We start from the raw sequence: 23,778 nt of genomic DNA, 5'->3' as shown, positions 1-23,778 counted from the left end.
AGCCGGACTTGCCGGAGATTGAAATCTAGCGGCAACATTAAGCCGGACCCGCATCGCCAGGAAGCCATGCGGGTCCGCAGCATCACGGAGACTGCGCATGCCCTATCATTTCCTTGAGGTTGCTGTGACCCCGAGCGTGCGGGCCGCTCAGGCGGACATGAGCGTGGAGCAGATATGGCTGGGTGATCACGACCGTCCTTCAGACACGCTCAGTGAGAATGAGATCGCGTTCATCGCCTCACGCGACAGTTTTTACATGGCGTCGGTCTCTGAAACGGGTTGGCCATATGTGCAGCACCGTGGGGGCAAGGCCGGTTTCCTCAAGGTGGTCGATGAAAGAACGATGGCGTTCGCGGATTATCGCGGCAATCGCCAGTATATCAGTGCCGGCAATCTTGCCGTGAACGATCGCGCCTGTCTGTTCCTGATGGATTATGCCAGGCGTGCGCGGCTTAAAATCTATGCGCATGTGGAGCGACTGTCGCTCGATGCCGAGCCGGAACTCACGGAGCTGGTCTCCGACCCGACTTACAAGGGAAGGGCGGAGCGGGTCTTCAAACTTCGCCTGGAGGCATTCGATTGGAATTGCCCGCAGCACATCACCCCGCGCTACACCGAACAGCAGATTGAGCAGGCGGTCACTCCTCTTCGTGAACGTTTGCTGCAACTGGAAACCGAAAACGCAACCCTGCGTGCACGACTGGATAATTCTGCAAGATGATGAATTGCCGTCAGGCCGCAGGGCTTGGAGCCGATCTTGAATTATCGATGTTTAGAACGTCTGTTCCCTACGAAGGCAGACGCAATCAAGGCGCAGGCTTTTGTAGATCTCCACAGGCTTTCGCCCCGACCGTAATTGGGGCTGGGCACAGTCGCACTTCTGGATGAGGCAATATGATTGGGCGCGGCAGAAAGCGGGAAACCGCTTCCTCTGGATCGATGTTGATGCCGTTTCGGGCGAGGTGAGGGACTGGCTCAGAGCAAGGCCATGATCTCGAAAAGGACCATGATCCCGGCACAGACAAAGCAGACTTGACCAAGCCCGCAATCAAAGGGCCGATCGACACTATTTGCGCTTGATGGCCAATGAAGCTGCTTCTTTGGCGTCAAAAAACATGACTAATTCAATCATATATATTGCATTGTTTTCTTGTTTGTGGTCATTCCAGCTCTTGTTGCCGCCTCCAGAATGACGATCCGATCTGAGGTTTGACGGCTTCGTGACAAATGACTCAGCCGGCATGACGGACAGCAACAAAAAAATTATCCTGCATATACTTCTGACCGGCTACAGTGATCTCGCCAGGCATCTGGCACGACGGTTCGGACGCAGTTCTGATGTCGATGACATTCTTCAGGATACATACCTGAAACTCCAGAAAATTCCGGCCGATGCGGTAATCGGTAATCCCCGTTCCTATCTCTATCGCCTTGCGGATAATCTGGCGAAAGATCGTGTTCGTAGTGCCGCGGCGCGAGAACGGTACATGTCCGGCGACGTCATGCCCGATGTGACAGAGGATCGCCCTTCGCCGGAACATGAAGCGGACTACCGCCAGCGTATGCTGATACTTGAGAAAGCTGTCCGCGAGCTGCCTGATCGGCAACGTCAGGTATTTATCATGCACAAATTCGATGGAATGAGTTACGGCGATATCGCGATACAGCTTGGAATTAGCAAAAGCGCCGTCGAAAAGCTGATGATGAAGGCGCTGGTCCGTTGTCGTGATCGCCTCGATGGGCTGTTGGATTAGCAATATGGAAAAAATGTCGACGAGGGTGAGGCAGACGACGCCCGGAAACGTCTCAATACAGAGCGTGCTCTCAATGAACGGCAGTATTGCGTGCCCGACACATCCAAAAAGATGGTAACCATCATGGCACAACCGAACGACACTGGCCGCAGGGCATCAATGGAAGAGGCCGCTGCCTGGTTCGCGCGGCTGCGATCGGACGATGTCAGTGCAGAAGATTATCAGGCTCACGAAGCCTGGATGTCGGTCTGTCACGAGAATGCGCGGCAATATCTGAAGCTTTCTGCGATGTGGACCGACATGGATGACATTGCGGATCCAAGGAAGCGGTTGTCCATCGCCCGACGACAAGGTCGCGTTGTTGTTGGACGCAGATCGTTTCTGGCAGGCGGGGCCGCAGCCGCGCTCGCCGCAGGTTTTGCGACTGTTCACGGATTGCCTGATATTCTCACCAGCGATTACGCGACATCCGTTGCCGAGCGCAGGAGCATTACGCTCGATGACGGCTCTGTCATCGACATGGATGCCGATACCGCAATTGGTGTGGATTTTTCCAACACAGCGCGCAATCTGCACCTTTTGAGAGGTCGCGCCTTTTTCAAGGTTGCCAAAGACGCAGGCAGACCGTTTTCGGTCATCGCGAGGAATGGTCACGCGACCGCACTCGGCACCGAGTTCGTGGTTCACAGCAGCGCGGACACGATCACTGTGATCGTTATGGAAAGCCGGGTATCGGTATCATATCCCGGCGCCAGTTCGGCGATCCTCAATGCCGGAGAAAAAATTAGCTACGACCATGCTGGTCTGGGAGCCGTGACGACTGTCGATAGCGAAACGGAAATCGCGTGGCAGCGCGGAAAACTGATCTTCGAAGATGTCCCTCTGGGTCAGGTGGTCAGCGACTTGAACCGCTATCGCCGGGGTATCATCAGAGTGGTGGGTAGCGACCTGCAAACTCTGCGTGTCAGCGGCATATTTGACGTGACCCGGCCAGACCGTGTGCTGGAAGCCATTACGCAAACCCTGCCGGTGAAAACATTGGCGCTGACGCCCTATCTGATTTTGCTACGCCCTGCGTGATCCTGCGATCGAGGCGGGTGTCCTGAACAAATCATGACAAATATTTTCAACTTTGTGGGTGAGTTGCTCCGTATCGAAATCCGTCTTTGTCAAGAGTGACCGAAAAGCACGGTCGCGATGGGCAAGCAGGAGTTTGACGGGGCAATGAAAAACAAGTCGCAAAAGCCTAATCGGTTGAGGTTGGGTCTGGGTAGTCTCGGGCTCATACTCTTGACAACAGTCGCCATCCCCGCGGCTCAGGCGCAAGATGTTGGACAACAGGCCATCGTTCACAGAATCCCGGCGGGAGTTCTGGGCACTGCAATATCGAGATTAGGTGATAGCGCAGGATTGCAAATTCTGTATCCGGCCGATCTCGTTCGCGGCAAAAGAACGAATGGTATTTCAGGACAGTTCACACCGCAGCAGGCACTGGACAGGTTGCTTGACGGAACCGGGCTGGTTTACCGGTTCACCGAGCCAAACACCGTGACGATTATTGATCCTACGGCCGCCAATGGTGGCGTTGCTGCAGATGGTTCGACCCTGCTCGACACAATCTCGGTCACGACTGCCAAAAACCGCATTGCCACGCTGGGTGGCCTGGCGGACGAGGACGCCAATTATCGGACACCCGGCAGCAGTGCATTTCTGGATGAACAGAAGGTGCAGCGTTTTCGCGGTTCGTCTGCCGGCGATTTCATCAAGGGTACGCCGGGCGTTCTGACCGGAGACAACCGCAACAGCGGCGCCGTGGATGTGAACGTCCGCGGCATGCAGGGATTTGGCCGTGTGCCTGTCGTCATCGATGGCACGGTGCAACAGAATACCGTCTACCGTGGTTATTCCGGCGTGGCGTCTCGCAATTACGTCGACCCAGATATGATCGGCGGCGCGGTCATCGAGAAGGGACCATCCGCGAGTGTTTACGGTGTCGGAGCAACCGGCGGGTTGGTTCGTATGGAAACGATCAACGCCGGCGACATCATCAAGGACGATAAAAACTGGGGTGTGCGGGTGAGAGGCGGCATGATGGGCAATATGTCATCGCCGCCTGCTGTTGGCACACCGGGCGGCTATGCGCCGATGTCCAAATCGCGTTTCATAAGCGGTTGCAATTGGGCATGCACGATCGAGCCCATACCCGACAACCTGCTATCCGGCAGCGCCAGCGGTATGGATCGCCCTGCTTTTCTTGCGCCGAAGTCCGGTTCCGGCAGCGTAGCATTTGCTGCGCGCAACGACATGCTCGAGGTTGTGGCGGCCTATGCAAAACGCAAGAACGGCAATTATTATGCCGGTACACGTGGGCGGGCACCGGAGCTGACGCAGACATCTGACAGGATCATTCGGCCGGGCCGTCCCGGCAGGCCTGAACAGATCACCGATTACACGGTGTTCTCTCTCAATGGTCTCAACCGGTATCGCGCCGGGGAAGAGGTGCTGAATACCTCGCAGGACAACACCTCCTATCTCCTGAAATCCAAGCTGGAACTCGATGGAGGCCACATTTTCGATCTCAGCTACATGCGCTACCATAGCATGTTCGGCGAGATGATGCCCTCGGTCATCCTGCGCTTCGATGGGGCAACCCAGGCCCCGCTCAGCGAAGTGTCTGTCGATACTTACCGCGCCGGGTACAAATGGAACCCGGAGGAGAACGACTGGATCGACCTCAAAGCCAATATATGGATGACGGATACGGATACCCATATCCTCACGCCTTATGCATTCAGCTTCGGCAATGGTGTGACCATGGACATACCCCAGGCCTACTGGGATATTGCCAAGCGTTATGGCACCGACATCGTCAACACATCAGAACTGACCACGGCATGGGGCGATCTGGGGATCTCGTTCGGCGGTTCCTTTGTCTATGAAACGATCGAGCCGCCATCCGGCAGGGTCAATATCGATTCCAATGACCTCCTGGCCTCACGTGACGGCTGGCGCAAGGAAGCCAGCGCGTTCACCGCGGCGGAATGGAAGCCCCTCGACTGGCTGAAATTCGACGGAGCTTTACGCTATACATGGACGCATTCCTACGACAACAACTCCAACTACGGCTCGACCTTGCACAATGAGGAGATGAACAGTGGTTGGGCGCCGATGATCAGCGCCACGATCGAACCATGGGATGGCGTGCAGTTCTACACGAAATATGCAGAGGCGATCCGCTCTCCCAGCCTGTTTGAATCAACCACCGGGTTTTCGTTCGATACCAGCCCGCTGGTCGGGGTGCGACCGGAACGCTCTCGCAACAAGGAAATCGGGATCAATCTCCTTCAGGAAGACCTGATGCTTCCTGGCGATAAGCTGCGGTTCAAGGCGTCCTATTTCAACAATGACGTCAAGGATTACCTGTCGCGCACGAACTATCCCAACGTGTCGGTCCGCAATATCGATCGGGCTTTGTTTCGCGGGTTCGAGGCGTCGGTCGGCTATGATGTCGGCTGGGGCTATTTCGATCTGGGTGGCACGATCTACGACAAAACCGAATTCTGCACAGAGCAAAGAGCGGGATTGACTTGCCTTCCGTCAGGCATCCCGAACGGATACGCCCAGATGCATCTCCCACCTCGCAAAAGTGCAACGCTGACAGCCGGCGTTCGCATGCTGGACGATGCGCTGGAGGCAGGTGGACGTCTTACCTATGTTGGCAGTCGTGGAAGCATGACGACCGCTGAGACCGGCGGCTTCACGACCGTCGTTAACTGGGAGAAGTACACCTTGCTCGACCTGTTCGCGAGCTACAAGGTGAACGACAGTGTGAACATCGACGTCGCCATCGATAACGTTACGGATGTCTATTACATGGATGCGCTGACCCTCGGCCTTATGCCATCTCCCGGCCGCACTTTTCACCTTAACATGACGGCTAAATTCTGACGTCAGTTTTCCACTGATCTGCAACTCGGCCTTTCCCCGGCGCCAATTCAAGAGCCGGGGATACTGGGCTGTCTGTCCGTAGAGTATCCGTTTTGATCAGGCCGTTAAGGCGGTGAAAGTCATTCACGGCCGGATCATTCTGCGCCATGACCTGGACAATGATCTCCTTCAGCGCCGTCCAGATGACGCCACAGCCATTGCGGCCCCACCGTTTCGTTCCAGCTCCTCCACAAGCATTGCAAGAAGGCCGGGAAATCGAGCCTCAATGTCTTCCTTGCGCAGCGAAGACGCACGTCGGTTTCCGTAGTCGATCTGGCTGATAAGGCCTGCCTCGCGAAGGACCTTGAAATGGTGGGTCAAGGAAGCCTTTGCCACCGGAAAACCGAAGGAAACGCAGTTGCGCTCCGTGCAATCAGGAAGCGTTGCCAGAATGGCAATTGCGGTGCGGCGGAGCGGATCAGATAGTGTGGAGAAAACCACACTGAGGTCGATCTCGGCCCGGTTGGGTTGGGGAAGCAGCTCTGGCATGGGGATATTTTACCGGTGCCCGCAATCAAGTGCAAGCGCAAGGTACGGCTTGACGCGTACCTTCGTGCCAGATAGGTATGGATTAGACCATACCACTTTCTCGGCCCGAGATTGCTGGTTTCGGTTGATATCTCGCGTCATTGCAGACCTCCCGTCGGGTCGTCTCGATATGACGTCAGGCCCTTCATGCCAAGAGTGAGTCAAATGCCTCAGCCTCAGCTATTCACGCCATTCAAAATCCGCAATCTCGACCTTGATAACCGTATCACCATCGCTCCGATGTGCACCTATTCCGCCGTCGACGGATGCATGACGGACTGGCATCTTATCCATCTGGGGCAATTAGCCTTGTCCGGCGCAGGCCTGCTGACGATCGAGGCGACCGCGGTCGTTCCCGAGGGTCGTATCAGCTTCGCGGATGTCGGCCTGTATAACGATGCGACTGAGGCAGCGATGCGCCGGACGCTGGAGAGCATCCGCAGGTGGTCGAACATTCCGATAGCAATTCAGCTGGCTCATGCCGGTCGCAAGGCATCGTCGGATCTGCCGTGGCGTGGCGGCGCGCAGCTCCCGGTCGATCACAAGGATGGATGGCAGACCGAAGCGCCATCATCCGTTCCGTTCAGATCGACGGAGACGGTGCCGACCGAATTGACCCGCGAGCGCATGGCAGAAATCCGCGATGCCTTCGCGGAGGCGGCGGTTCGCGCGGCCCGTATCGGGATAGATGCTGTACAAATTCATGCTGCACACGGCTATCTTCTGCATTCCTTCCTGTCACCGCTTACAAATCAGCGGAGCGACGAGTACGGCGGAAGCCTTGAAAATCGGATGCGCTTCCCGCTCGAAGTATTCGATGCAGTGCGGGCAGCGTTCCCTGCCGACAAGGCCGTCACGGTTCGTGTTTCCGCCACCGACTGGTATGATGGCGGCTGGGATATCGAGCAGACGATCGAGTTCGCCAAGGCTTTGGAGCTTCGTGGTTGCGATGCGATCAACGTATCGACCGGCGGCCTGCACGTCGGTCAGAACATTCCGGTTGCTCCCAGTTATCAGGTGCCATTCGCGCGGGCGGTGAAGGCTGCGGTCAAGATGCCGGTTGTTGCTGTTGGATTGATCACGGAACCAGCTCAGGCAGAGGCAATCGTGGCGACAGGCGACGCCGATCTGGTTGGCCTGGCCCGCACGATCCTTTATGATCCACGCTGGCCTTGGCATGCAGCCGCTGCGCTCGGTGGAGAGGTATCGGCGGCGCCGCAATACCATCGGAGTCAACCTTCGACGCATAAGTCGCTGTTTAAGGCGTAGCGGTAGAAATTTGAGAGGCTCCATGTCTAGGACAGCGGAGCCTCTTATGCGCCACTGGACTTGCTTCGGAAAAGTGGAGAGGCTTTTTCGGTTCAGCCACCATATCCCCATCGATGTCACGAACCCGAGAGCAGCCATAACCGCATCCCGGTGGCGGCTCAGCCATCGTGTCAACGTCGGTAAACCGATATTTGCGGCAATCCTCGCGGGCGGGGCGCTGGCCATGAGCCTGTTGTTTTTGTCCTTTGCATCCGCATCGGGGCGTATGATCACCGACGATAGCGGAGGCGTTGTCGACGTCCCCGACAGGCCGCTCAGGTTTATTTCCCTGGGGACGCCGATCTGACGGTACCCTTGCTCGAACTGGGTGTCTTCCCTTGCAGGAGGTTGAGACATCGCTGGGCCCTTCACTTTCCTGCGAAAGTCAACCGGCTGTTTCGGCCTCTCGAGAAACGGGTGTTTCGCAATTTATGGTTGTTATTTTATCCGCAGTGCTCTCTTTTGACGAATGCCAAAAGCTTTTCAGGGGAACGTGCACATGTGGAGCAATCAATACATTGTCGTCGGTGATCGTTTTAGTGGCTTCTGTGCTGCGAATTCCGAGATAGTGCGACCAGAGTCATCGATCGTTGAAAAAATTGTGTCGCTGCCTTTGCCGCACCACCCGGTTGATCTGATTATCGAACAGGGGGCTGATTTCTCAAACATCGCAGCCGCCGTGCGCGAAAAGGATCCTGAGGGCCGCAGTTTCCGGGCCGTGCCGACACGTCGCTATCCGCGTGCAGTCAAGCGGCAGGCGCACAAGAACAACTGCGAGAATATCCTTGTCAGCTATCCCGTCCAGTTGACGGATACCCGTTTTGCACTTGAAATGGTTCTTGATCGAAGCGGCGAGATGTTTCTCGATCATATGACTGGCTGCCATATCCAGGGAATGGTTCTGATCGAAGCAGCCCGCCAGAGCTTTCTCGCCGTCACGGAAGAATATTATCTGCGAGATGCCGAGGATGACTATTATTTCGTCATAAAAGGCATCAACTCCCGGTTTCTGTCCTTCGTCTTTCCTCTTCACACGGTGATCGACTATGAAGTTCTGTCGTATCACGAAAAAGGCGGCCGGCACGCGTTCGATATCACCGTTCGGATTCTCCAGGCCGAAGAAGTGTGCGCCGAATTCGACATCAGCTTCACAGCTTTTCCCGCAGCGGTGATCTCCTCCAAGGAGATGGAGAAAGCCGGGCAGGCCGTCATGCGAACGCTTTCCGCCAGCGGACCGCTGTTTTCTGCGTCCAAGAGCCCCGCAATCGCCGCCGAGTAACGCGTGCGTTCTTCCGGAGACATTTTTATGGATCAGCTTTTCCGCAGTGATGAGGCCTTCAAACGCATGGGAGGCCTAGATGAAAGCACACCCTATCTCGCTGTCTTCGACGTCGATGAGACGCTTGTTTCCGTCAAATCGATGTTTTCTTTTCTTCGCTTTGTTCTGATCAGCGAACACGGCATGCCGCACGGTGTCGCTCTGTACGGGGCCGTACGAAACAAACTGGAGGCGCTTCGTTCGCGCGCCAGCAGAGAGGATGTAAACCGTGAGTTCTACAGGCTTTTCAGGCACCGCGGCATCAACCGGCTGCGGCTTCTGGCGCAAGAATGGTTTGCCGAGGAAGTCGCGTCTCACCCTGACCTGTTCATTCCCGAAACATGCGCCCTGTTGCGCGAGCACCGAGAACGCGGAGCGGGGATCGTGTTTCTGTCGGGCTCGGCGGACTTCATCCTCGAGCCGATCGTCGATCATCTGGGCGGAGGTGCCATCGTCGCAAACAGGTTGGCTGAAGAGAAGGGCGTCACGACGGGTGAGCTTAAGGGAATTCAGACAATCGGCTCAGGCAAGCGTGAGGCGCTGCGCCAATATGTCGAGGAACACGGCCTGAATTTTCGGGGATCGGTCGCCGTGGGCGACCACATCAGTGATCTGCCTTTCCTGGAACTGGCCCAGCATCCCGTCGTCGTCAGAGGTGATCTGGAACTGGAACAGATCGCGATCAGCAGAGGATGGACGATGATCGAACCCAACCAGCCGGCCTATGTTGTCTAAGGGAGATTTCAGATCATGTCTGCCAACAAGGATCGCTTGTCATCTCACCCGCATGCTGAGGTTCTGATCGTCGGAGCCGGACCTGTCGGCCTGACGGCCGCAGCATTTTTGTCCCGCCAGGGCGTCGCGTTCGACATCATCGAGCGCCGCCAAGGGCCGATCGATGATTCACGGGCCCTTGGCGTTCACGCCCGCACGCTGGAATTCATGGCGATGCTGGGCATTGACCGTTCATTCGTGGATCAGGGTCTAGCGACCCGATACATGGCATTCCACAGGTTCAACAGGCAGCTCTTTTCTCTGGATTTCGAGCGTTTGCGCGGGCAGACCGATTATCCATTCTACCTGATCCTGCCGCAGTCCCAGACCGAACGCATCCTGACGGATCATCTGCTTGAGCGTGAGGTCGATGTACAATGGGGCACGAGCCTGCTCTCCATCGAGCAGCGTGAAGATCACGTCATCGTCGGCATGGAGACAGAAGGGGGCGAGCGCAAGAAGGCCTATGCTTTCGTCATCGGTGCCGATGGTGCGTCGAGTACCGTCCGCCGGCTGTCGGATGTCAACTTCGAAGGGGCAACATATCCTGCCGATTTTCTCCTCAGCGAGGTCGAGATCCCATCCAACGCCATCCGCCGTGATGCGACCCATGTCTATTTCGGTGCTCGATCGACCGTTGCCGTCATTCCGCAACCCAATGGCAATTACCGGATCGTGGGACCGAACTTCGCGGCCGGTGCCGGCCAGCAGGAAGCAAGGGCAGAATCCATTTCATTCGAGAGATTCAGCGAATTTCTCAAGGAAAACGGGTTGTTTTCGGGCATAGAGATGCAAAATCCCAGCCGGTTGCTCTCATACAAGATGCATAAAAGAGTGGCCGCCCGCTTTCGTGTCGGCAGGATTTTCCTGGTCGGTGATGCTGCCCATGTTCATTCCCCTGCTGGCGGGCAGGGCATGAACACGGGCATGCATGATGCGGTGAACCTGTGCTGGAAACTTGCACTGGTGCTGGCAGGCGGGGCGGATGACAGTCTTCTCGATACTTATGAAACCGAGCGCAGAACGTTTGCCCAGGCGATCGTTACCGCCACGGATCAGGCCATGACAAAAGTCATGTCGCGTTCGCTCGGCAACAGGCTGATGTTCGACCTTCTTGCGCCGCTCGCTCTGAAATTTCATCAACCGGTCGGGCTGATTGCCTCGATGGCCCAGATCGCCGGTGGTTATCCCGATTTCGCCGAGGGGAGCGACGGCGGGGCCGTGCAGCCTGGCCCGCGTGCCGGGCAAAGATTGCCGAATGTCACCTTGCGGGGCGGATCGTCCGCCATGTCCGAGATGGGCAGAGACAGGCTCAACCTTTTCCTGTCCGGAGACGATGCAGCAACGTCGAAAATCGAGCGCCGCCTGCAGCAGGAGCTGCACCGCATATCGGTGCATCGACTTCAGCGTCCATGGCAGGATGGACGACGCGTGTCTGGTTTTACCGGCGGCATCCTGTGCCGGCCTGATGGATATGTCCTTGCCTCGCTGGACGATCAGTCCCCTGCATTTCTTCCGCCCCATGCGCTGGCAAGATCGGAGCAGCCACATGAGCCGCGCCAATATCAGTAACGTGCCATCACCAGTCGATAACGATGATGATCCGTCATCCAATGCGATATCGCTCCAGCCGATACCATTTCGAGCGATAGGAGGGAGCCTCTACATTCGGTCTCTGGCGACGCTTGTCCCCGACATGCGTGAGGAGATTGCCGTGGCTATTGCCAAGGGTGACTGTTCTCCCGAGCAGGCGGAGAGGGATGGTTATCGATCCGTCGCGGTGAGTTCGCGATCACCGATCGATATGGCATCGGATGTTGCCAGGGCGGCAGCCGGCGCCGCCGGACTGACCGGCGACCTTTTTTCGGTCATCACCCACTCGTCCATTCACGACAATGGGGTCGGTGGTTTCTGGCAGCCGGCCGCCTTCATCCAGCGGCAATTGGCTGCCGCCGACGCGATTTCACTCTCCGTCAATCATGGATGCAACGGCCTTATGCTGGCGATCCTTTCCAACGCTTCCATGCTGACGCTTCGCGGTGGAAACGGCCTTTCGGTTGCGTCGGACTGTTTTTCGGGATCGGGTTTCAATCGCTGGAATTCCGATGCGGGAATTGCCTATGGCGATGCGGCCGTCGCCGTTTGCCTCAGTGAGGAAAGCGGCTTCGCAAAAATCCTTTATATGGATTTCGATAGTGTGCCCCTGCTCGAAGAAATGCATCGCGGCCCTGCTGTCCAACCCGACAACCGCTGGGACGTGAGCTCACGAAAAAAGCGGTTTCTATCCGCCTATGGCAAGGCGGCCTTTTTCGATCAGATGGGTTCGGCGGTCGAGCGGCTGAAGACCCGTCTGGCCGCCGTCGGTTTGGCAGGGTATAACGCTTACGACATGGTCGTCATTCCTTTTGTCGGTCAGTCTATTTCCGAAACACTCTATGAACCGACCTTCGCACCGCTCGGACGCCGGCTCCTGACCTCGTTTGGAAAGACCATCGGCCACACCGGACCAAGTGATCAGATCCTCGGGCTTGGACGGTATCTCGATAGCGAGGAGAGTGCGCCAGGAAGTCTGGTATTGCTCTTTGGTGTCGGTGCCGGTTTCAGTCTGTCCCTGATCGTAATCGAACTTGTGACGAAGCCGGCACATGGCCGCGGCAAAGTGGAAACATTTGCCTGATGCCGGTCTTGCAGTATTTCGCCCAAGCTATTCATGCGTGCTCGCGAGAAGGACAGGACAGGCATCCTGTGCGTGGATCGGGCACGTCTTCAGCGCCGCGGAGATGCCGAGACACGAGGCGTCCGATTTCGGAGGCGATATCCTTGACGATACGGCTTCGATACGATCCGGCGCGGATGATTATCCATATGTCGGCCGAGAAAACCTCACCCTGGTCGGGAACCGGTGACAGGTCCCGGTATTTGCGCGCGACAAAATCCGGTATCAATCCCTGCCCGAGCCCTGCACGCATTGCATTGATCAACGACTGGAAATCTGAAACGGGGTTGTCGGGATAGAGTCCGAGAATGAGGCTGTTTCGTATCTGGGCATCGAATTTGGTTGCGCCGAGCACCACGAGAGGAAGGGTTTTCCCGGACGGCATGGCGCCGTTCTGAGGGCTGCGTGCATAACATCCGAGGCTGAGCTGGCCGAGCCGGCGGACGACGTAATCGCCGCGTTCCGGTCTGGATGCGCGAATGGCAATGTCTATGCCTCTGGCATCGAGATCGCAGTTGTCGCTTGAGGTATTCAGCGAAAAGCGGACATTTGCGTATTTCCGTCGCAGGAGGTCCAGATGCGGGATGAGCAGTTCCTGCCCGATGCTGGGAACTGCGGCAATGCGCACTTCGTGATCCATGGCGCAGGTATGCATACGCGCCTCGACCTGCGAAACGATGGCATCGATTGTCCGGCAGTCTTCTACCAGCTGTTCGCCATAAGCCGTAAGTCTCATACCGGATTTCTCCCGTACGAAGAGCTCGCGATCGATGGATTTTTCAAGTGCGAGCAGGTTTCTGCTGATCGTTGCGGCGCTGAGGCCTAATGATTTTGCCGCGCTTCGGACACCGCCGGCATTCACGACCTCGGCAAAGAACTGCAGCTTGTCCCATTCTATTCCGACAGTGCGTCTGGAAAGCTTCATCTTCCACCTATCCTGATGTTGACAACAACCTCCCCTTGTATTTCCGTCGACCTCTGATCGAAGCGACCGCTATCCTCGCCCTCTCCATTTCAAAGCATCATCTCCGCATGCGCCACGAGGAATTTTATGGATCGATTGAAAAGCATGGAAATCTTTGTGGAGGTCGTGCGGAGAAAAAGCCTGACGGCCGCTGCCGCCCAGATGGAACTGTCTTCGCAAATGATCGGGCAACATATTCGAAACCTCGAAAAAAATGTCGGCGCGAAGCTTTTGAACCGGACCACGAGGCAACTCGGACTGACTGAAGCCGGGCATGTTTTCTTCGATCATTGCACGCAGATCATCGATCTCGTCGAAGCCAGCCACCTTAGCCTTCAGCGGATGAAAGCCGAACCTCAAGGTCTTTTACGCATCACCGCTCCATCCACATTCGGTAGCCGGGTGATGGCGCCATCACTGGCCAAGTTCGGCCGTCTTTTTCCTCAGGTGAATATCGATCTGTTTCTCACGGATGCCATCATGGATCTTATCGCCGACGAGGTGGAAATCGCCGTCCGTATCGGAGATCTGCCCGATTCCAGCCTGATTGCGCGCTCGTTGGGCCCTTATCGCATGGTGATTGCCGCGGCCCCCGATTATCTGCGTGAGAGAGGGACCCCAACCTCACCATCGCAGCTTTCCAGCCATGACTGCGTCGGATTCCGTCTCAAGCTTTCCGGGCGGCAATGGCGTTTTTTGAGAGAGGATGGCGATCTCCACGTTCCGGTTTACGATAAACTCAGTATCAACAGTGGTGAAGCCCTCCGCCAGGCGGCCCTCGCAGGCGCAGGTATCGTGCTTCAGCCCGAGGTTCTCCTGAGGGATGACCTTGCCGCTGGAAGGCTTGTTCAGTTGTTGCCGGACGAACGATTGCCGGAGCGACCGATCCATCTCATCTATCGGCCCGACAGATTTGCGACGCCCAAGCAAAAGGCGATCATAGAATTTGGCCTTGCTCACTGGAAGGTTGCAAAATAGCCGGTGGAGCCACCGAAAATCCCTGTTTCTGCAAAAGCCGTGTCGCGAAACTCTGCACTGCCAATGCCGCCTCCCTATCCGCCTTGAGGCTGTAGCCGACCGCCATATTGCCCGAACCGATGTCCTCGCGGGTAAAACTGTGCTTGGCGTTGCCCAGCATGTAAAGCGACCAGTCTGTCTTCATGTTGCGCATCTCGGTCATAAAGGCATACAGCGCATCCATCCTGATGAAAGGGTCCTCCGAGCCCTGCAGCATGAGAAATGCAGCCGTTGCACTGCTGCCCGTCAACGGCACCTTGGTGTTTGGCTGTCCATGGATCGATACGGCTCCCATGCATTCGATGCCGGCGCGGGCTGCCTCAAACGCCAGTGAACCGCCAAAGCAGAACCCGACAATGATCAGCGGGCCGTTGGATTTCCATGTCGTTTCAAGCGCCGTGGTGATGGCCTTCAGGATCGATCGTGTTCGCAACGGGTCGGCAAGAGCGGCGGATATGAAGCAGTCGACTTCGCCATAGTCGGCCGGGCGGCGCGCTGCGCCGTAGAGGTCGGTCACAACAACCTCCGCATCGCAATGCTGCGCATAGAGCCGCGCCAGGCGATCCGAGGATGCCGTCTGACACCCTTCCCAGTCCGGAAACATGAGAATGCGAACCGAGGCGTCATGCGGATAATGGTTTGCGAGGTAATCGACGGCTCCCGCCCGGAATGTGATGGTGCTCGCGCGCATGACCTGCCTTTCAAAATTGAATATGGGCCGTTGCGCCGCCATCGACATACCAGTTGGCGCCGGACACGAAGCTGGACGCCGGGCTGGACAGGAACACAGTCGCCGCGGCAACCTCCTCGGGCGTCGCCAGACGTTTCATCGGATTTGCAGCAATGGTGGCATCGTAAACCGCCGGTGCATTGTTTTTGATGTGATCCCAGAAACCGCCAACCGCATAGGTGTCACCCGGGGAAACGACGTTGACCCGCACACCGAGCGGGGTCAGGCGGACGGCCACACTTTTCAGATAATGCGCCATCGCTGCCTTTGCCGCGCCATATGCTTCAAAGCCCGGCGTCGCAAAACTCGAGGCTTTCGATCCGACATAGGTTATGGCGCCGAAAGGAGATTTGGAAACGAAGGGTTCTGCCACCTCGATGACATTGATCGTGCCCTTTATGTCGCTTGAAATTGCTGCATTCCAGTCCGCCGACAGAGCGCTGACGCAGGTGACGACGATATCGATCCGCGAAAACGAAGCGAACCAGGCCTCCAGAACGTGACGGTCGGAGATGTCCAGCCGGTGGCCGTCAACCTCCGTCGAACTGTCTGCGGCTACTTCGCGTGCGGCCGCGACCGTATCGGCGATGCGCGCTTCGTTTCTGCCCGAAAACGCTACGGAACATCCTTCCGCCGCAAGGGCTTTCACCACGGCGGAGCCGATGCCGGCACTGCCGCCGATCACGATGGCCTGTAGTCCGGAAAGTCCAAGATCCATGATAACCTCTCAATGATGTTCGGGATATTCGGGATGTGGGGTCTGCGGGGCCTGGCCCTGGGCTTTAGTCCGCGATGGCGTTGGCCGCTTGGCTGATGAACGCCGCCACGGCTTTCGGTTGGGATAGCGGCGAGGCATGCGCTGTGTTCAATTCGATCGTCACGGCCTTTATGTCCTTGGCCATTTTTCGCTCCAGCGCGACAGGAATGATCTTGTCGTCGGCAGAGATGGCGTACCATGACGGCTTCTCCATCCACGCGGCCTTGCTGACCGCCTGACCGAATGTGGAAATCGCAATCGGTCGCTGTGATACCGACATGGTCGCGGTTCTGTCTTCCGGTGCGTCATGTGCCAGTGCCATGCGAAAAAGGGAGGGTGTGAGCCAGAAGAAACCGTCACTGCTTTGCTCGACGGCTGCCTGACCGGGCAGGCCCGGTGCGCCGCGATCGAACAGATCATTGATCGATTGGCCGGGCCGCGGTGCCATGGCGGCAACATAAACCAGGCCACGGACTTTCGGATCGCTACCGACCTCGGTCACCGGCATGCCGCCATAGGAATAACCCACCAGCAGGATGGGAGCGGCTGTCCGGTCGATGACCTGTTGCGTGGCATCGATATCTGCCTTCAGCGATGTCATCGGCAACTGCACGGCCGAGGGCGTGTAACCGGCTGCCTGCAATTGCCGAATGACGTCACTCCAGATGGAGGCATCGACAAAGGCTCCATGCACCAGAACGACGTTCTTTATGGAATGTGCCGGAACCACGTTTGCTTCATCGGCAATAGCCCTGTTGCTTTTGCCGATGCAAAAGCCGGTGGTCAGCGTAAGCGTTGCGCATAAACCGAGACTGGGAAGGATGCGGCGTCTTTTGAACCTGAACCTGAACATGGCGCATGTGCCTTTTCGCTTGCGTGAGGGCGGTTATTCCGCCGGGGTGGCGATGGAGGTGGTCGTTGCCGCACCGGCCTTCGCAACAATGGCAAAACCCAGACCAATGGCCGATACGATTGCCGCCAGAACAGGAAGCCCCGCCAGACCAACGCCCTGGTCGAGTGCATAACCGCCGAGCCAGGCTCCTCCTGCATTCGCCAGATTGAACGCGGCGATATTGAATGCCGAACCGAGAACCGGTGCCTCGTCTGCCGCCTGCATGGCCTGAACCTGCAGCGGTGGAATGGTGGCAAACATCGCTGCGCCGAACAGGAAGACGAGGATGACGGATGGGATCTGATAGGTCGCGAAGGCGCCGATGGCGACGAGGGTGACGGTCAGCGCGCTCAAGGTGGTGACGATGCCCAACCGAAGGCTTTTGTCGGTCAGGCGCCCGCCGATCGGGTTGCCGACAACCATGCCGACGCCGAACAGCAGAAGCAGCCAGGAGACGGCTGTCTCCGGGAAACCGGTGACCTGTGTCAGCAGGGGGGCGATATAGGTCAGGGCCGTGAATATCCCGCCGAACCCGAGAATGGTGATCAGCAGGGCCTTCAGCACGCGCGGCGAGGCCAGCGAGGCAAATTCGGCTCCGATGTTCTTCGGCTTCTCAGTTTTGACCCTGGGCACGATCAGCGTGATCGCGATGGCGGCCAGAAGTCCGATCGCCGAGCAGGCGATGAACGTGCTTCTCCAGCCGAAGGCCTGGCCCAGAAGAGTGCCGCCGGGAGCGCCGAAAACATTGGCAAGCGTTGCTCCCAGAAACATGGCCGCAACGGCGCTCGCCTGTTTTCCGGGAGCAACCAGCTGCGTTGCAACGACTGCGCCGAGGCCGAAGAATGATGCCTGGACGAGGGCGGAAACGATGCGCGCGACCATGAGAAGCTCATAGGACGGCGCGACCGCACATGCGAGATTGCCAACAATGTAAAGGCCCATAAGCCCGATCAGAACCGGCTTTCTGGGCAGGCCTGCCACGAATGGCGTCAGCAATGGCGCACCGATGACGACTCCCATCGCGTAGGCAGTGACCAGCATTCCGGAGGCCGAGATGGAAATGGCAAAATCCTTGCTGATATTGAGCAGCAAGCCCACGATAACGAATTCGGTGGTGCAGATGGCAAAAGCGCCCACCGCCAGAGCATAGACCGCTAAGGGCATGACGAGATCCTCGCAGGTTGTTGGATAAGACGGGCCAGACAGGTCCCCGACTGCCAGGCAACGCTGACATTCGAAACGGTGCGGATAAAGCGCTATTCCGTTTGCATATTTGAAAGCGAAACTTTCAAGTCGCAGGGCGAAACCATCGTCAGGCGCTTTTGGTACGACGCCCATGCGCCATTGAAAAAGCGCATGCGCATGGGCGAGTTCATTTGCAAAGGATGAACTCTGGAGCCGGAACCGTTCATCATCGATCCAACCCACCAAATGCCGGAACTTGCTTCGGAAAAAACGGTGTCCAAAGCCCGGCCTGATCCATCATTCCGATCGCGGAAGTCAATATTGTTCAATGGAGTATCAGGCCATGCTGCAAAGCAGTCCACACTTCGGCCGATTGCTGCTCATGCCGAGACCTTTGGAGTAAAAATGCTGAATGGCACCGCGACCGGAGGCATGATCTCGAGCCGGACTTTTTTCCCTGAAACCGGGCAAGGTAAAGTTCCCTGCAACGAAGAAGGGATATGATGCAGCGACGATCAAGGATGTCCTCCCGGAAGGCGCCGCTCCGTTCAGGCGCAGGCTCAACCAGGAAGTCGATATCACCTGCATCGAGGAAGGTTTCTACGGGATCATTTGCACGCCGCATGACGACATGGGCATGGTAATGGTCGTGCGCTCTGGCGACGACCACTTTCCAGGATGAAGCTGCCGGAAGATGTATATCCGGGAGCCGTAAAACGCATCAGGAAAATAGTTGAACGAAACCAGTGAGCCATCAAGAATAACGACTCACTGGTTGGTACGGTGCAAACTGATTCCATCTGCCAGTACGACAGATAACGGAGCACCCAATGATCAGGTTCAATTGATCAGAGCCGGACGCGAAAGTCCCAGGTGGTCGCGCAGGGTCGAACCCGAATATTCGGTACGGAACAGGCCGCGCTCCTGCAGGATCGGCACGACGAGCTGGGTAAAGTCCTCCAGACCTTCCGGGAAGAAGGGCGGCATGACGTTGAAACCGTCGGCGGCGCGGCCGTCGAACCATTCCTGCATGCGGTCGGCGATCTCCACCGGCGTGCCGAGCACGATATGGTGGCCACGACCGGCGGCGACGCGCAAAGCCAGCTGGCGGATGGTCAGGTTTTCGCGGCGGGCAAGGGCCGTCAGCAGTTCGGCGCGGCTGCGCAGCTGGTCGGAGATCGGCAGGTCCGGCAGCGGGCCATCCGGATCGTAATCGGCAAGGCTGTGACCGATGCGTTCTTCCAGAAGCGGCATGGCGCTTTTCAGGTCTGTCCACTGGTCGAGTTCGGCCAGCTTGTCGGCGGCTTCCTTGGACGTGCGGCCGATCACCGGCAGGAAGCCAGGCATGACGGCGACGTCATCGGCGTGACGACCGGCCTTTTCGACGCGGCCCTTCAGGCTCTTGTAGAAGGCCTGCGCCTCGGCAAGGCTCTGCTGGGCGGTGAACACCACATCGGCGGTGCGGGCAGCGAGATCCTGACCGGGACCGGAAGAACCGGCTTGGATGAGGACCGGATGGCCCTGCGGCGAACGCGGGATGTTGAGCGGCCCCTTCACCGAGTAATATTTGCCCTTGTGGTCGAGCAGGTGAACCTTGGACGGGTCGGCATAAACGCCCGTTTCCTTGTTCTTGATGAAGGCGTCGTCGTCCCAGCTGTCCCACAGGCCGCGCACTACATCGACGAATTCTCCCGCCACGGCATACCGTTCGTCATGCTCGGGATGCGACTTGGAAAAATTGTTGGCGGTGCGGGCATAGGAGGTGGTGACGATGTTCCAGGCGGCGCGGCCATGGCTCAGATGGTCGATCGAGGAGAAGGCGCGCGCCGTGTGATAGGGCTCGCCATAGGTGGTGGAAGACGTCGCGGCGAGGCCGATCTTGTCCGTCACCAGCGCGAGTGCGGCCAGCAGCGTCAGCGGCTCGAAACGGGCAATGGTGGACGGGTGGGCATCGACGCCGCTGGTCAGACCGTCGGCCAGAAACACCATGTCGAATTTCGCCTGCTCGGCGATCTGCGAGACGCGGCGCAGAAGATCGAAATTTTCGCTGCCGGCCTCGGCCTTCGGGTGACGCCAGCCGGAAACGTGGTGGCCGGCGCCCTGCAGGAACAGGCCGAGATGGATTTGTCTCTTGGCGGTCATGGCGAATTCTTTCGTCAAACGGGGTTTTGGTTCAGCAGGGAGAGAAGCCGGGAAAGATCGGCCTCGGTCTTCATGCTGCGGACAAGGGTCGGAATGTCGGCGAAGGCCGGATTGGCGGCGGTCGCGTCACGGAATTTGTCGGTCGGATCGGTCACGCCCGGCAGCCCATCGAAGCGCCGGTTGATGGTGCCGCCGTCCTTCAGCGTGATGTCCAGCACGACAAACCGTGTGGTCGGATCGGTCGACATGCGTGGCGCCGCCTTATCATGGCGGCGGCCGGCGCGGGCGGCGAGCGTCATGATCCGCTCTTCGACCGGGCGTTCGTCAAAATGGTCGAGCCGCAGCGCGCCGTCGATCAGGGCGGCGGAAAACACATATTCCGGGCTAAAGCGGGCTTCGATGCCGTTGGTCGGTTTGGTCACCACCAGAGCGGCATCGGCACCGGGCGGATAGGTGAAGGTGATTGTCTCGATCTGGTGTGCTTTTAGACCTTCACCGTTAAGCTCGATACCCAGCGAGGCGACCGGGTGGCTGGCCGTGCAGCAGGGATAGGCCTTTAGGGTCAGGCCGGGCGATACGATCTGCCACGGTGCGGCCCAGTTTGCACTCACCAGTTCCGGTTTGCCGGCGTCAAACGCATAGGCGGAGTGAAAGCCGACGGGATTGTCGAGGAAGTCAGGTGCGCCACCAAAACCGGCCGCCGCCAGTCGTGCCGCCAGCAGGCCGGAACGGGCCGCCATGCCGGCGTGATAGGGTTTTGTATCGTAGCCGAATTGCAGCCTGAGACCCGATGCCTGTGTGGCGGCGATGCCGAGCGCGATCGCGGTTTCTTCCACGGATGCGCCGGTTAGATGGCAGATGGCAGCGGCAACACCGATCGGGCCAAGCGTTGCCGTGGCGTGAAAACCGTTTTCGTAATGTTTTGAGCCGAGCGAGAGACCAAGCCGCGCCATGGCTTCGAGGCCCACCACATAGGAGGCGACAAAAGCTTCGGCGGAAAATTCGCGTTCGGCTGCCAGCGCCAGCAGGGCCGGAATGATCACCGTCGTCGGATGACCGCGCACGCTGGCATGGACGTCGTCGTAATCCAGCACATGGCCGGCGTAGGCATTGACCACGGCCGCCACCAGCACATCGGTCTTCCTGTCGCTGCCAACAAGGATTGCCTCACCCGGCAGATCAGCGCCCACTGCCTTGGCCAGAACGCCGGTCGTACGGTCGGTGGCTCCGGCAATCGTGCAGGCGAGGAAATCGATGATCGCCGTACGGGCCGCATCCATGGCCGCAATATCGCGGGTCGGATCGGAATGGACGATCGCCTTGGCGAAGGCGGTGGTGAGCGGTGCACTGGCCATGGTCAGATACCCTCGCCGTCGCGCACTGCGCCACGGCCGCCGCCCGAAAGACCGCCGACGAACTGGCGGATGCGCGGATTGTCGGTCGAATGAAAGATCTGCTGCGGCGGGCCGTAATCGACGATCTTGCCGTTTTCGGTGAAGACGACCGTGTCGCTGATCTCTTCGGCAAAGCGCATTTCATGGGTCACGAGAATGCTGGTCATGCCGTCGCGGATGAGGTCGCGGATCACCCAGAGAACCTCGCCCACCGTTTCCGGATCGAGCGCCGAGGTGACTTCATCGAACAGCACGAGCTCCGGCTTCATGGCAAGCGCGCGGGCAATCGCCACGCGCTGCTGCTGGCCGCCGGAGAGCTGGCCGGGATAGGCATCGGCCTTTTCGGAGAGGCGTACTTTTTCGAGAAGCTCGCGCGCCAGTTTGACGGTCGCCGTCTTGTCGGCACCGAGAATGCGTGTCGGTGCCAGCACGATATTGTCGAGAACGGTCAGGTGCGGAAACAGATTGTATTGCTGGAACACAATGCCGACGCGTTTGCGCAGCTGGATGCGTTCGCTTTCTTTCGTCAGCTGATCGACGCGGGTGCCGGCAACGGTGATCTTGCCGCTCTGCGGCGTCACCAGCGCGTTTATGCAGCGCAGGATGGTGGATTTTCCCGAACCGGACGGACCGATGATCGAGACGGCATCACCCTTGTTGATGGTCAGGTCGATGCCTTTCAGCACCTGCGTCTGGCCAAAAGACAGGTGAACGTTTTCCAGTTTCACGATCGCGGAGTCGGTTGATGCAGACATATCAAAAAATCCTTCAGCCCGCGTTGAAGCGCTGTTCGAGGCGACGGGTCAGGCGGGCAATCGGGTAACAAAGCGTGAAAAAGGCGGCCATCACCACGACATAGGCGATGATGGTGAAATCGAGCCGGCGTACGGCGGTGCTGGCGTCTGTTGCGGCATGCATCAGTTCATGCACGCCCACCAGCGAGGCAAGCGAGGTGCCCATGGCCATGGACGAGGCGACGTTCATCCAGGGTGGCAGCGAGCGGCGCACGCATTGCGGCAGGATCACGTAACGCAGCGCCTGCAGGCGCGAAAAACCAAGGCCCTTGGTGGCTTCCCATTGCGTGGTCGGGATGGAGAGAACCGCACCGCGGGTGATTTCCGCGATATAGGCGCTGGAAAGAATGGCAAGGCCGATCACCGCCTTCACCCAGTCCGGGAAAGGCAGGTAATTGCCGGCGACCACTATCTCGAAAGGAAAGATGTAGGTGGTCGCAAAGATCAGCACCAGCGCCGGCGCATTGCGGAAAATCTGTACGTAGATCTGCGCTGGCAGGCGGACGAACCAGTAGGGCGCCAGTTGCATCAGGCCCAGAAGCACACCGGCCGTGGTGCCGAGCGTGACCGCGCAGATGGTGATGAGGATGTTCATCGAAAAACCGGAGGCGAGGTAGGGGATCCACTCCACCAGCTCCTTGCCGAGTGTCAGATCGACCAGCGACCAGATAACGACCAGCAGCGGCATCGCCACGAAGCCGATCGAACGCAGCACGCGGCTGCTCTTGGCTGTTGTTTTGGGTGCTTGAGTTGCCGTCATGCTCATAGCCCATACCCCGGAATGGCGAGCCTGCGCTCAACCCATTGGCCGATGCGGGCCACCACGAAATTGATCAGGCTGAAAAAGGCGAGAAGCACGATCATCATCTCCACCACATTGTCGCGCTGCGTCCATACCATGATCGAGGCATAGGTGATTTCGCTGACCGCAATGGCATTGCCGACAGTGGTCGATTTGACGAGGCTGATGAGGCCGTTGACGATGGCCGGCAGCGATGACCGGAACGCCAGCGGGATCTGCACGTAACGCAGGATTTCGAACTGGCTGAACCCCATGCCGCGCGCCGCCTCGATCATCGAGGAGGGAACGGCTTCGATGCCGCCGCGGATCGCTTCGGCATGCAATGCTGCGACATGCAGGCCAACAACGGCGACGACCCAGAAGAATGGCGAAAGCGGATTGTTCTGCGCGCCGCCGAGCATGTTGGAAACGACGGTGTTGAGGACGAGGAAGCTGAACATCAGCTGCACCAGCGTCGGCGTGTTGCGTGTCAGTTCCACAAAGGCACGCACGGGCGCAGAAAGCCAAAGCCTGCCCGAGGTCAGGCAGGCTGCGAAGATCAGGCCGACAATCAGGCTGACGGGAATGGTGACCGCAACGAGATAAAGCGTGGTGATGAAACCGTCACGCCAGATCTGTGCTTCGTATCCCGTCGCCAGAAACTCGTAATTGAGGCCGAGCCTGCCCATCATGTCGATGAACAGGCCGGTCAGGTTCATGTCCTGCATATGGCTTTA

At 58.1% G+C, this 23,778-nt stretch carries 23 protein-coding genes; 11 read left to right on the top strand and 12 right to left on the bottom strand.

From position 1 onward, the window contains the following. Positions 1-97: 97 nt before the first annotated feature. The 4 genes from EDF70_RS15200 to EDF70_RS15185 all read left to right on the top strand — a co-directional run bounded on the left by EDF70_RS15200 (position 98) and on the right by EDF70_RS15185 (position 5,702). A complete protein-coding gene (locus EDF70_RS15200) occupies positions 98-721 on the top strand; it encodes a pyridoxamine 5'-phosphate oxidase family protein (RefSeq protein WP_132274973.1) in 624 nt (207 codons plus the stop codon). Between the two features lie 520 nt (positions 722-1,241). Further along, entirely contained in the window at positions 1,242-1,754 is a 513-nt protein-coding gene (locus EDF70_RS15195; protein WP_132274970.1) for an RNA polymerase sigma factor, read from the top strand. A 123-nt stretch (positions 1,755-1,877) separates the two neighbouring features. Continuing rightward, positions 1,878-2,834, top strand: coding sequence for a FecR family protein (locus EDF70_RS15190; protein ID WP_207908260.1), 957 nt, complete (start codon positions 1,878-1,880; stop codon positions 2,832-2,834). 117 nt (positions 2,835-2,951) lie between these two features. Then, on the top strand, positions 2,952-5,702 hold the full coding sequence (locus EDF70_RS15185; RefSeq protein ID WP_132274967.1) for a TonB-dependent receptor: 2,751 nt from the start codon (positions 2,952-2,954) through the stop codon (positions 5,700-5,702). Positions 5,703-5,870: 168 nt separating this feature from the next. On the opposite strand, the gene EDF70_RS15180 is transcribed toward EDF70_RS15185, so the two are convergent. Then, positions 5,871-6,230, bottom strand: coding sequence for a helix-turn-helix transcriptional regulator (locus tag EDF70_RS15180; RefSeq protein ID WP_132274964.1), 360 nt, complete (start codon positions 6,228-6,230; stop codon positions 5,871-5,873). A gap of 204 nt (positions 6,231-6,434) precedes the next feature. On the opposite strand from EDF70_RS15180, the gene EDF70_RS15175 reads away from it, so the two are divergent. From EDF70_RS15175 to EDF70_RS15150, 6 genes are all read left to right on the top strand, one after another. After that, positions 6,435-7,538, top strand: coding sequence for an NADH:flavin oxidoreductase/NADH oxidase (locus tag EDF70_RS15175; RefSeq protein WP_132275867.1), 1,104 nt, complete (start codon positions 6,435-6,437; stop codon positions 7,536-7,538). Between the two features lie 22 nt (positions 7,539-7,560). After that, positions 7,561-7,884: a hypothetical protein gene (locus EDF70_RS15170; RefSeq protein ID WP_132274961.1), complete on the top strand. Its 324-nt coding sequence runs from the start codon at positions 7,561-7,563 to the stop codon at positions 7,882-7,884. A gap of 192 nt (positions 7,885-8,076) precedes the next feature. Then, on the top strand, positions 8,077-8,856 hold the full coding sequence (locus EDF70_RS15165; RefSeq protein WP_165932037.1) for an AfsA-related hotdog domain-containing protein: 780 nt from the start codon (positions 8,077-8,079) through the stop codon (positions 8,854-8,856). Between the two features lie 27 nt (positions 8,857-8,883). Continuing rightward, positions 8,884-9,630 carry an HAD-IB family hydrolase gene (locus EDF70_RS15160; RefSeq protein ID WP_132274955.1) on the top strand — a complete coding sequence of 249 codons (747 nt, stop codon included), beginning with the start codon at positions 8,884-8,886 and terminating at the stop codon, positions 9,628-9,630. A 15-nt stretch (positions 9,631-9,645) separates the two neighbouring features. Then, positions 9,646-11,241: an FAD-dependent monooxygenase gene (locus EDF70_RS15155; protein WP_132274953.1), complete on the top strand. Its 1,596-nt coding sequence runs from the start codon at positions 9,646-9,648 to the stop codon at positions 11,239-11,241. A gap of 142 nt (positions 11,242-11,383) precedes the next feature. Then, a complete protein-coding gene (locus EDF70_RS15150) occupies positions 11,384-12,346 on the top strand; it encodes a hypothetical protein (protein ID WP_165932036.1) in 963 nt (320 codons plus the stop codon). A 31-nt stretch (positions 12,347-12,377) separates the two neighbouring features. Here EDF70_RS15150 and EDF70_RS15145 read toward each other — a convergent pair whose 3' ends face one another. Continuing rightward, positions 12,378-13,310: a LysR family transcriptional regulator gene (locus EDF70_RS15145; protein ID WP_132274947.1), complete on the bottom strand. Its 933-nt coding sequence runs from the start codon at positions 13,308-13,310 to the stop codon at positions 12,378-12,380. Positions 13,311-13,436: 126 nt separating this feature from the next. Between EDF70_RS15145 and EDF70_RS15140 the strand changes: the two genes are divergently transcribed. Beyond that, positions 13,437-14,327 (top strand): LysR substrate-binding domain-containing protein, encoded by an 891-nt coding sequence (locus tag EDF70_RS15140; protein WP_132274944.1) that lies wholly within the window; start codon positions 13,437-13,439, stop codon positions 14,325-14,327. Here EDF70_RS15140 and EDF70_RS15135 read toward each other — a convergent pair. The 10 genes from EDF70_RS15135 to EDF70_RS15095 all read right to left on the bottom strand — a co-directional run bounded on the left by EDF70_RS15135 (position 14,287) and on the right by EDF70_RS15095 (position 23,769). Then, a complete protein-coding gene (locus tag EDF70_RS15135; protein ID WP_132274941.1) occupies positions 14,287-15,105 on the bottom strand; it encodes an alpha/beta fold hydrolase in 819 nt (272 codons plus the stop codon). The two genes, EDF70_RS15140 and EDF70_RS15135, sit on opposite strands and share 41 nt — an antisense overlap. Then, entirely contained in the window at positions 15,068-15,814 is a 747-nt protein-coding gene (locus EDF70_RS15130) for an SDR family oxidoreductase (RefSeq protein WP_132274939.1), read from the bottom strand. The genes EDF70_RS15135 and EDF70_RS15130 overlap by 38 nt, the downstream gene beginning before the upstream one ends. 64 nt (positions 15,815-15,878) lie before the next feature. After that, a complete protein-coding gene (locus EDF70_RS15125) occupies positions 15,879-16,583 on the bottom strand; it encodes an alpha/beta hydrolase (protein WP_165932035.1) in 705 nt (234 codons plus the stop codon). Between the two features lie 156 nt (positions 16,584-16,739). Continuing rightward, positions 16,740-17,909 (bottom strand): MFS transporter, encoded by a 1,170-nt coding sequence (locus EDF70_RS15120; protein ID WP_132274933.1) that lies wholly within the window; start codon positions 17,907-17,909, stop codon positions 16,740-16,742. Positions 17,910-18,001: 92 nt separating this feature from the next. Next, positions 18,002-18,259, bottom strand: coding sequence for a hypothetical protein (locus EDF70_RS30190; protein ID WP_207908271.1), 258 nt, complete (start codon positions 18,257-18,259; stop codon positions 18,002-18,004). Between the two features lie 511 nt (positions 18,260-18,770). Continuing rightward, on the bottom strand, positions 18,771-20,072 hold the full coding sequence (locus tag EDF70_RS15115) for an LLM class flavin-dependent oxidoreductase (RefSeq protein WP_132274930.1): 1,302 nt from the start codon (positions 20,070-20,072) through the stop codon (positions 18,771-18,773). A 14-nt stretch (positions 20,073-20,086) separates the two neighbouring features. Next, positions 20,087-21,433 (bottom strand): MmgE/PrpD family protein, encoded by a 1,347-nt coding sequence (locus tag EDF70_RS15110; RefSeq protein WP_132274926.1) that lies wholly within the window; start codon positions 21,431-21,433, stop codon positions 20,087-20,089. Beyond that, a complete protein-coding gene (locus EDF70_RS15105; protein WP_132274923.1) occupies positions 21,430-22,221 on the bottom strand; it encodes an amino acid ABC transporter ATP-binding protein in 792 nt (263 codons plus the stop codon). Before EDF70_RS15105 ends, EDF70_RS15110 begins: the two co-directional genes overlap by 4 nt. Positions 22,222-22,234: 13 nt before the next feature. After that, positions 22,235-23,020 carry an amino acid ABC transporter permease gene (locus EDF70_RS15100; protein WP_132274920.1) on the bottom strand — a complete coding sequence of 262 codons (786 nt, stop codon included), beginning with the start codon at positions 23,018-23,020 and terminating at the stop codon, positions 22,235-22,237. Positions 23,021-23,022: 2 nt separating this feature from the next. Then, positions 23,023-23,769 carry an amino acid ABC transporter permease gene (locus EDF70_RS15095; RefSeq protein ID WP_132274917.1) on the bottom strand — a complete coding sequence of 249 codons (747 nt, stop codon included), beginning with the start codon at positions 23,767-23,769 and terminating at the stop codon, positions 23,023-23,025. Positions 23,770-23,778: the final 9 nt, after the last annotated feature.

Source organism: Neorhizobium sp. JUb45, from assembly GCF_004343585.1.
GTDB lineage: Bacteria > Pseudomonadota > Alphaproteobacteria > Rhizobiales > Rhizobiaceae > Neorhizobium.
The sequence above is the reverse complement of the archived record's forward strand: the minus strand, read 5'-3'. Positions and strand labels throughout refer to the sequence as shown.

Excerpts from the sequence above, each read along its gene's own strand:
- EDF70_RS15200 (WP_132274973.1), top strand. The coding sequence starts at position 98 with ATGCCCTATCATTTCCTTGAGGTTGCTGTGACCCCGAGCGTGCGGGCC.
- EDF70_RS15195 (WP_132274970.1), top strand. The coding sequence starts at position 1,242 with ATGACGGACAGCAACAAAAAAATTATCCTGCATATACTTCTGACCGGC.
- EDF70_RS15190 (WP_207908260.1), top strand. The coding sequence starts at position 1,878 with ATGGCACAACCGAACGACACTGGCCGCAGGGCATCAATGGAAGAGGCC.
- EDF70_RS15185 (WP_132274967.1), top strand. The coding sequence starts at position 2,952 with ATGGGCAAGCAGGAGTTTGACGGGGCAATGAAAAACAAGTCGCAAAAG.
- EDF70_RS15180 (WP_132274964.1), bottom strand. The coding sequence starts at position 6,230 with ATGCCAGAGCTGCTTCCCCAACCCAACCGGGCCGAGATCGACCTCAGT.
- EDF70_RS15175 (WP_132275867.1), top strand. The coding sequence starts at position 6,435 with ATGCCTCAGCCTCAGCTATTCACGCCATTCAAAATCCGCAATCTCGAC.
- EDF70_RS15170 (WP_132274961.1), top strand. The coding sequence starts at position 7,561 with ATGTCTAGGACAGCGGAGCCTCTTATGCGCCACTGGACTTGCTTCGGA.
- EDF70_RS15165 (WP_165932037.1), top strand. The coding sequence starts at position 8,077 with ATGTGGAGCAATCAATACATTGTCGTCGGTGATCGTTTTAGTGGCTTC.
- EDF70_RS15160 (WP_132274955.1), top strand. The coding sequence starts at position 8,884 with ATGGATCAGCTTTTCCGCAGTGATGAGGCCTTCAAACGCATGGGAGGC.
- EDF70_RS15155 (WP_132274953.1), top strand. The coding sequence starts at position 9,646 with ATGTCTGCCAACAAGGATCGCTTGTCATCTCACCCGCATGCTGAGGTT.
- EDF70_RS15145 (WP_132274947.1), bottom strand. The coding sequence starts at position 13,310 with ATGAAGCTTTCCAGACGCACTGTCGGAATAGAATGGGACAAGCTGCAG.
- EDF70_RS15140 (WP_132274944.1), top strand. The coding sequence starts at position 13,437 with ATGGATCGATTGAAAAGCATGGAAATCTTTGTGGAGGTCGTGCGGAGA.
- EDF70_RS15135 (WP_132274941.1), bottom strand. The coding sequence starts at position 15,105 with ATGTCGATGGCGGCGCAACGGCCCATATTCAATTTTGAAAGGCAGGTC.
- EDF70_RS15130 (WP_132274939.1), bottom strand. The coding sequence starts at position 15,814 with ATGGATCTTGGACTTTCCGGACTACAGGCCATCGTGATCGGCGGCAGT.
- EDF70_RS15120 (WP_132274933.1), bottom strand. The coding sequence starts at position 17,909 with ATGCCCTTAGCGGTCTATGCTCTGGCGGTGGGCGCTTTTGCCATCTGC.
- EDF70_RS15115 (WP_132274930.1), bottom strand. The coding sequence starts at position 20,072 with ATGACCGCCAAGAGACAAATCCATCTCGGCCTGTTCCTGCAGGGCGCC.
- EDF70_RS15105 (WP_132274923.1), bottom strand. The coding sequence starts at position 22,221 with ATGTCTGCATCAACCGACTCCGCGATCGTGAAACTGGAAAACGTTCAC.
- EDF70_RS15100 (WP_132274920.1), bottom strand. The coding sequence starts at position 23,020 with ATGACGGCAACTCAAGCACCCAAAACAACAGCCAAGAGCAGCCGCGTG.
- EDF70_RS15095 (WP_132274917.1), bottom strand. The coding sequence starts at position 23,769 with ATGCAGGACATGAACCTGACCGGCCTGTTCATCGACATGATGGGCAGG.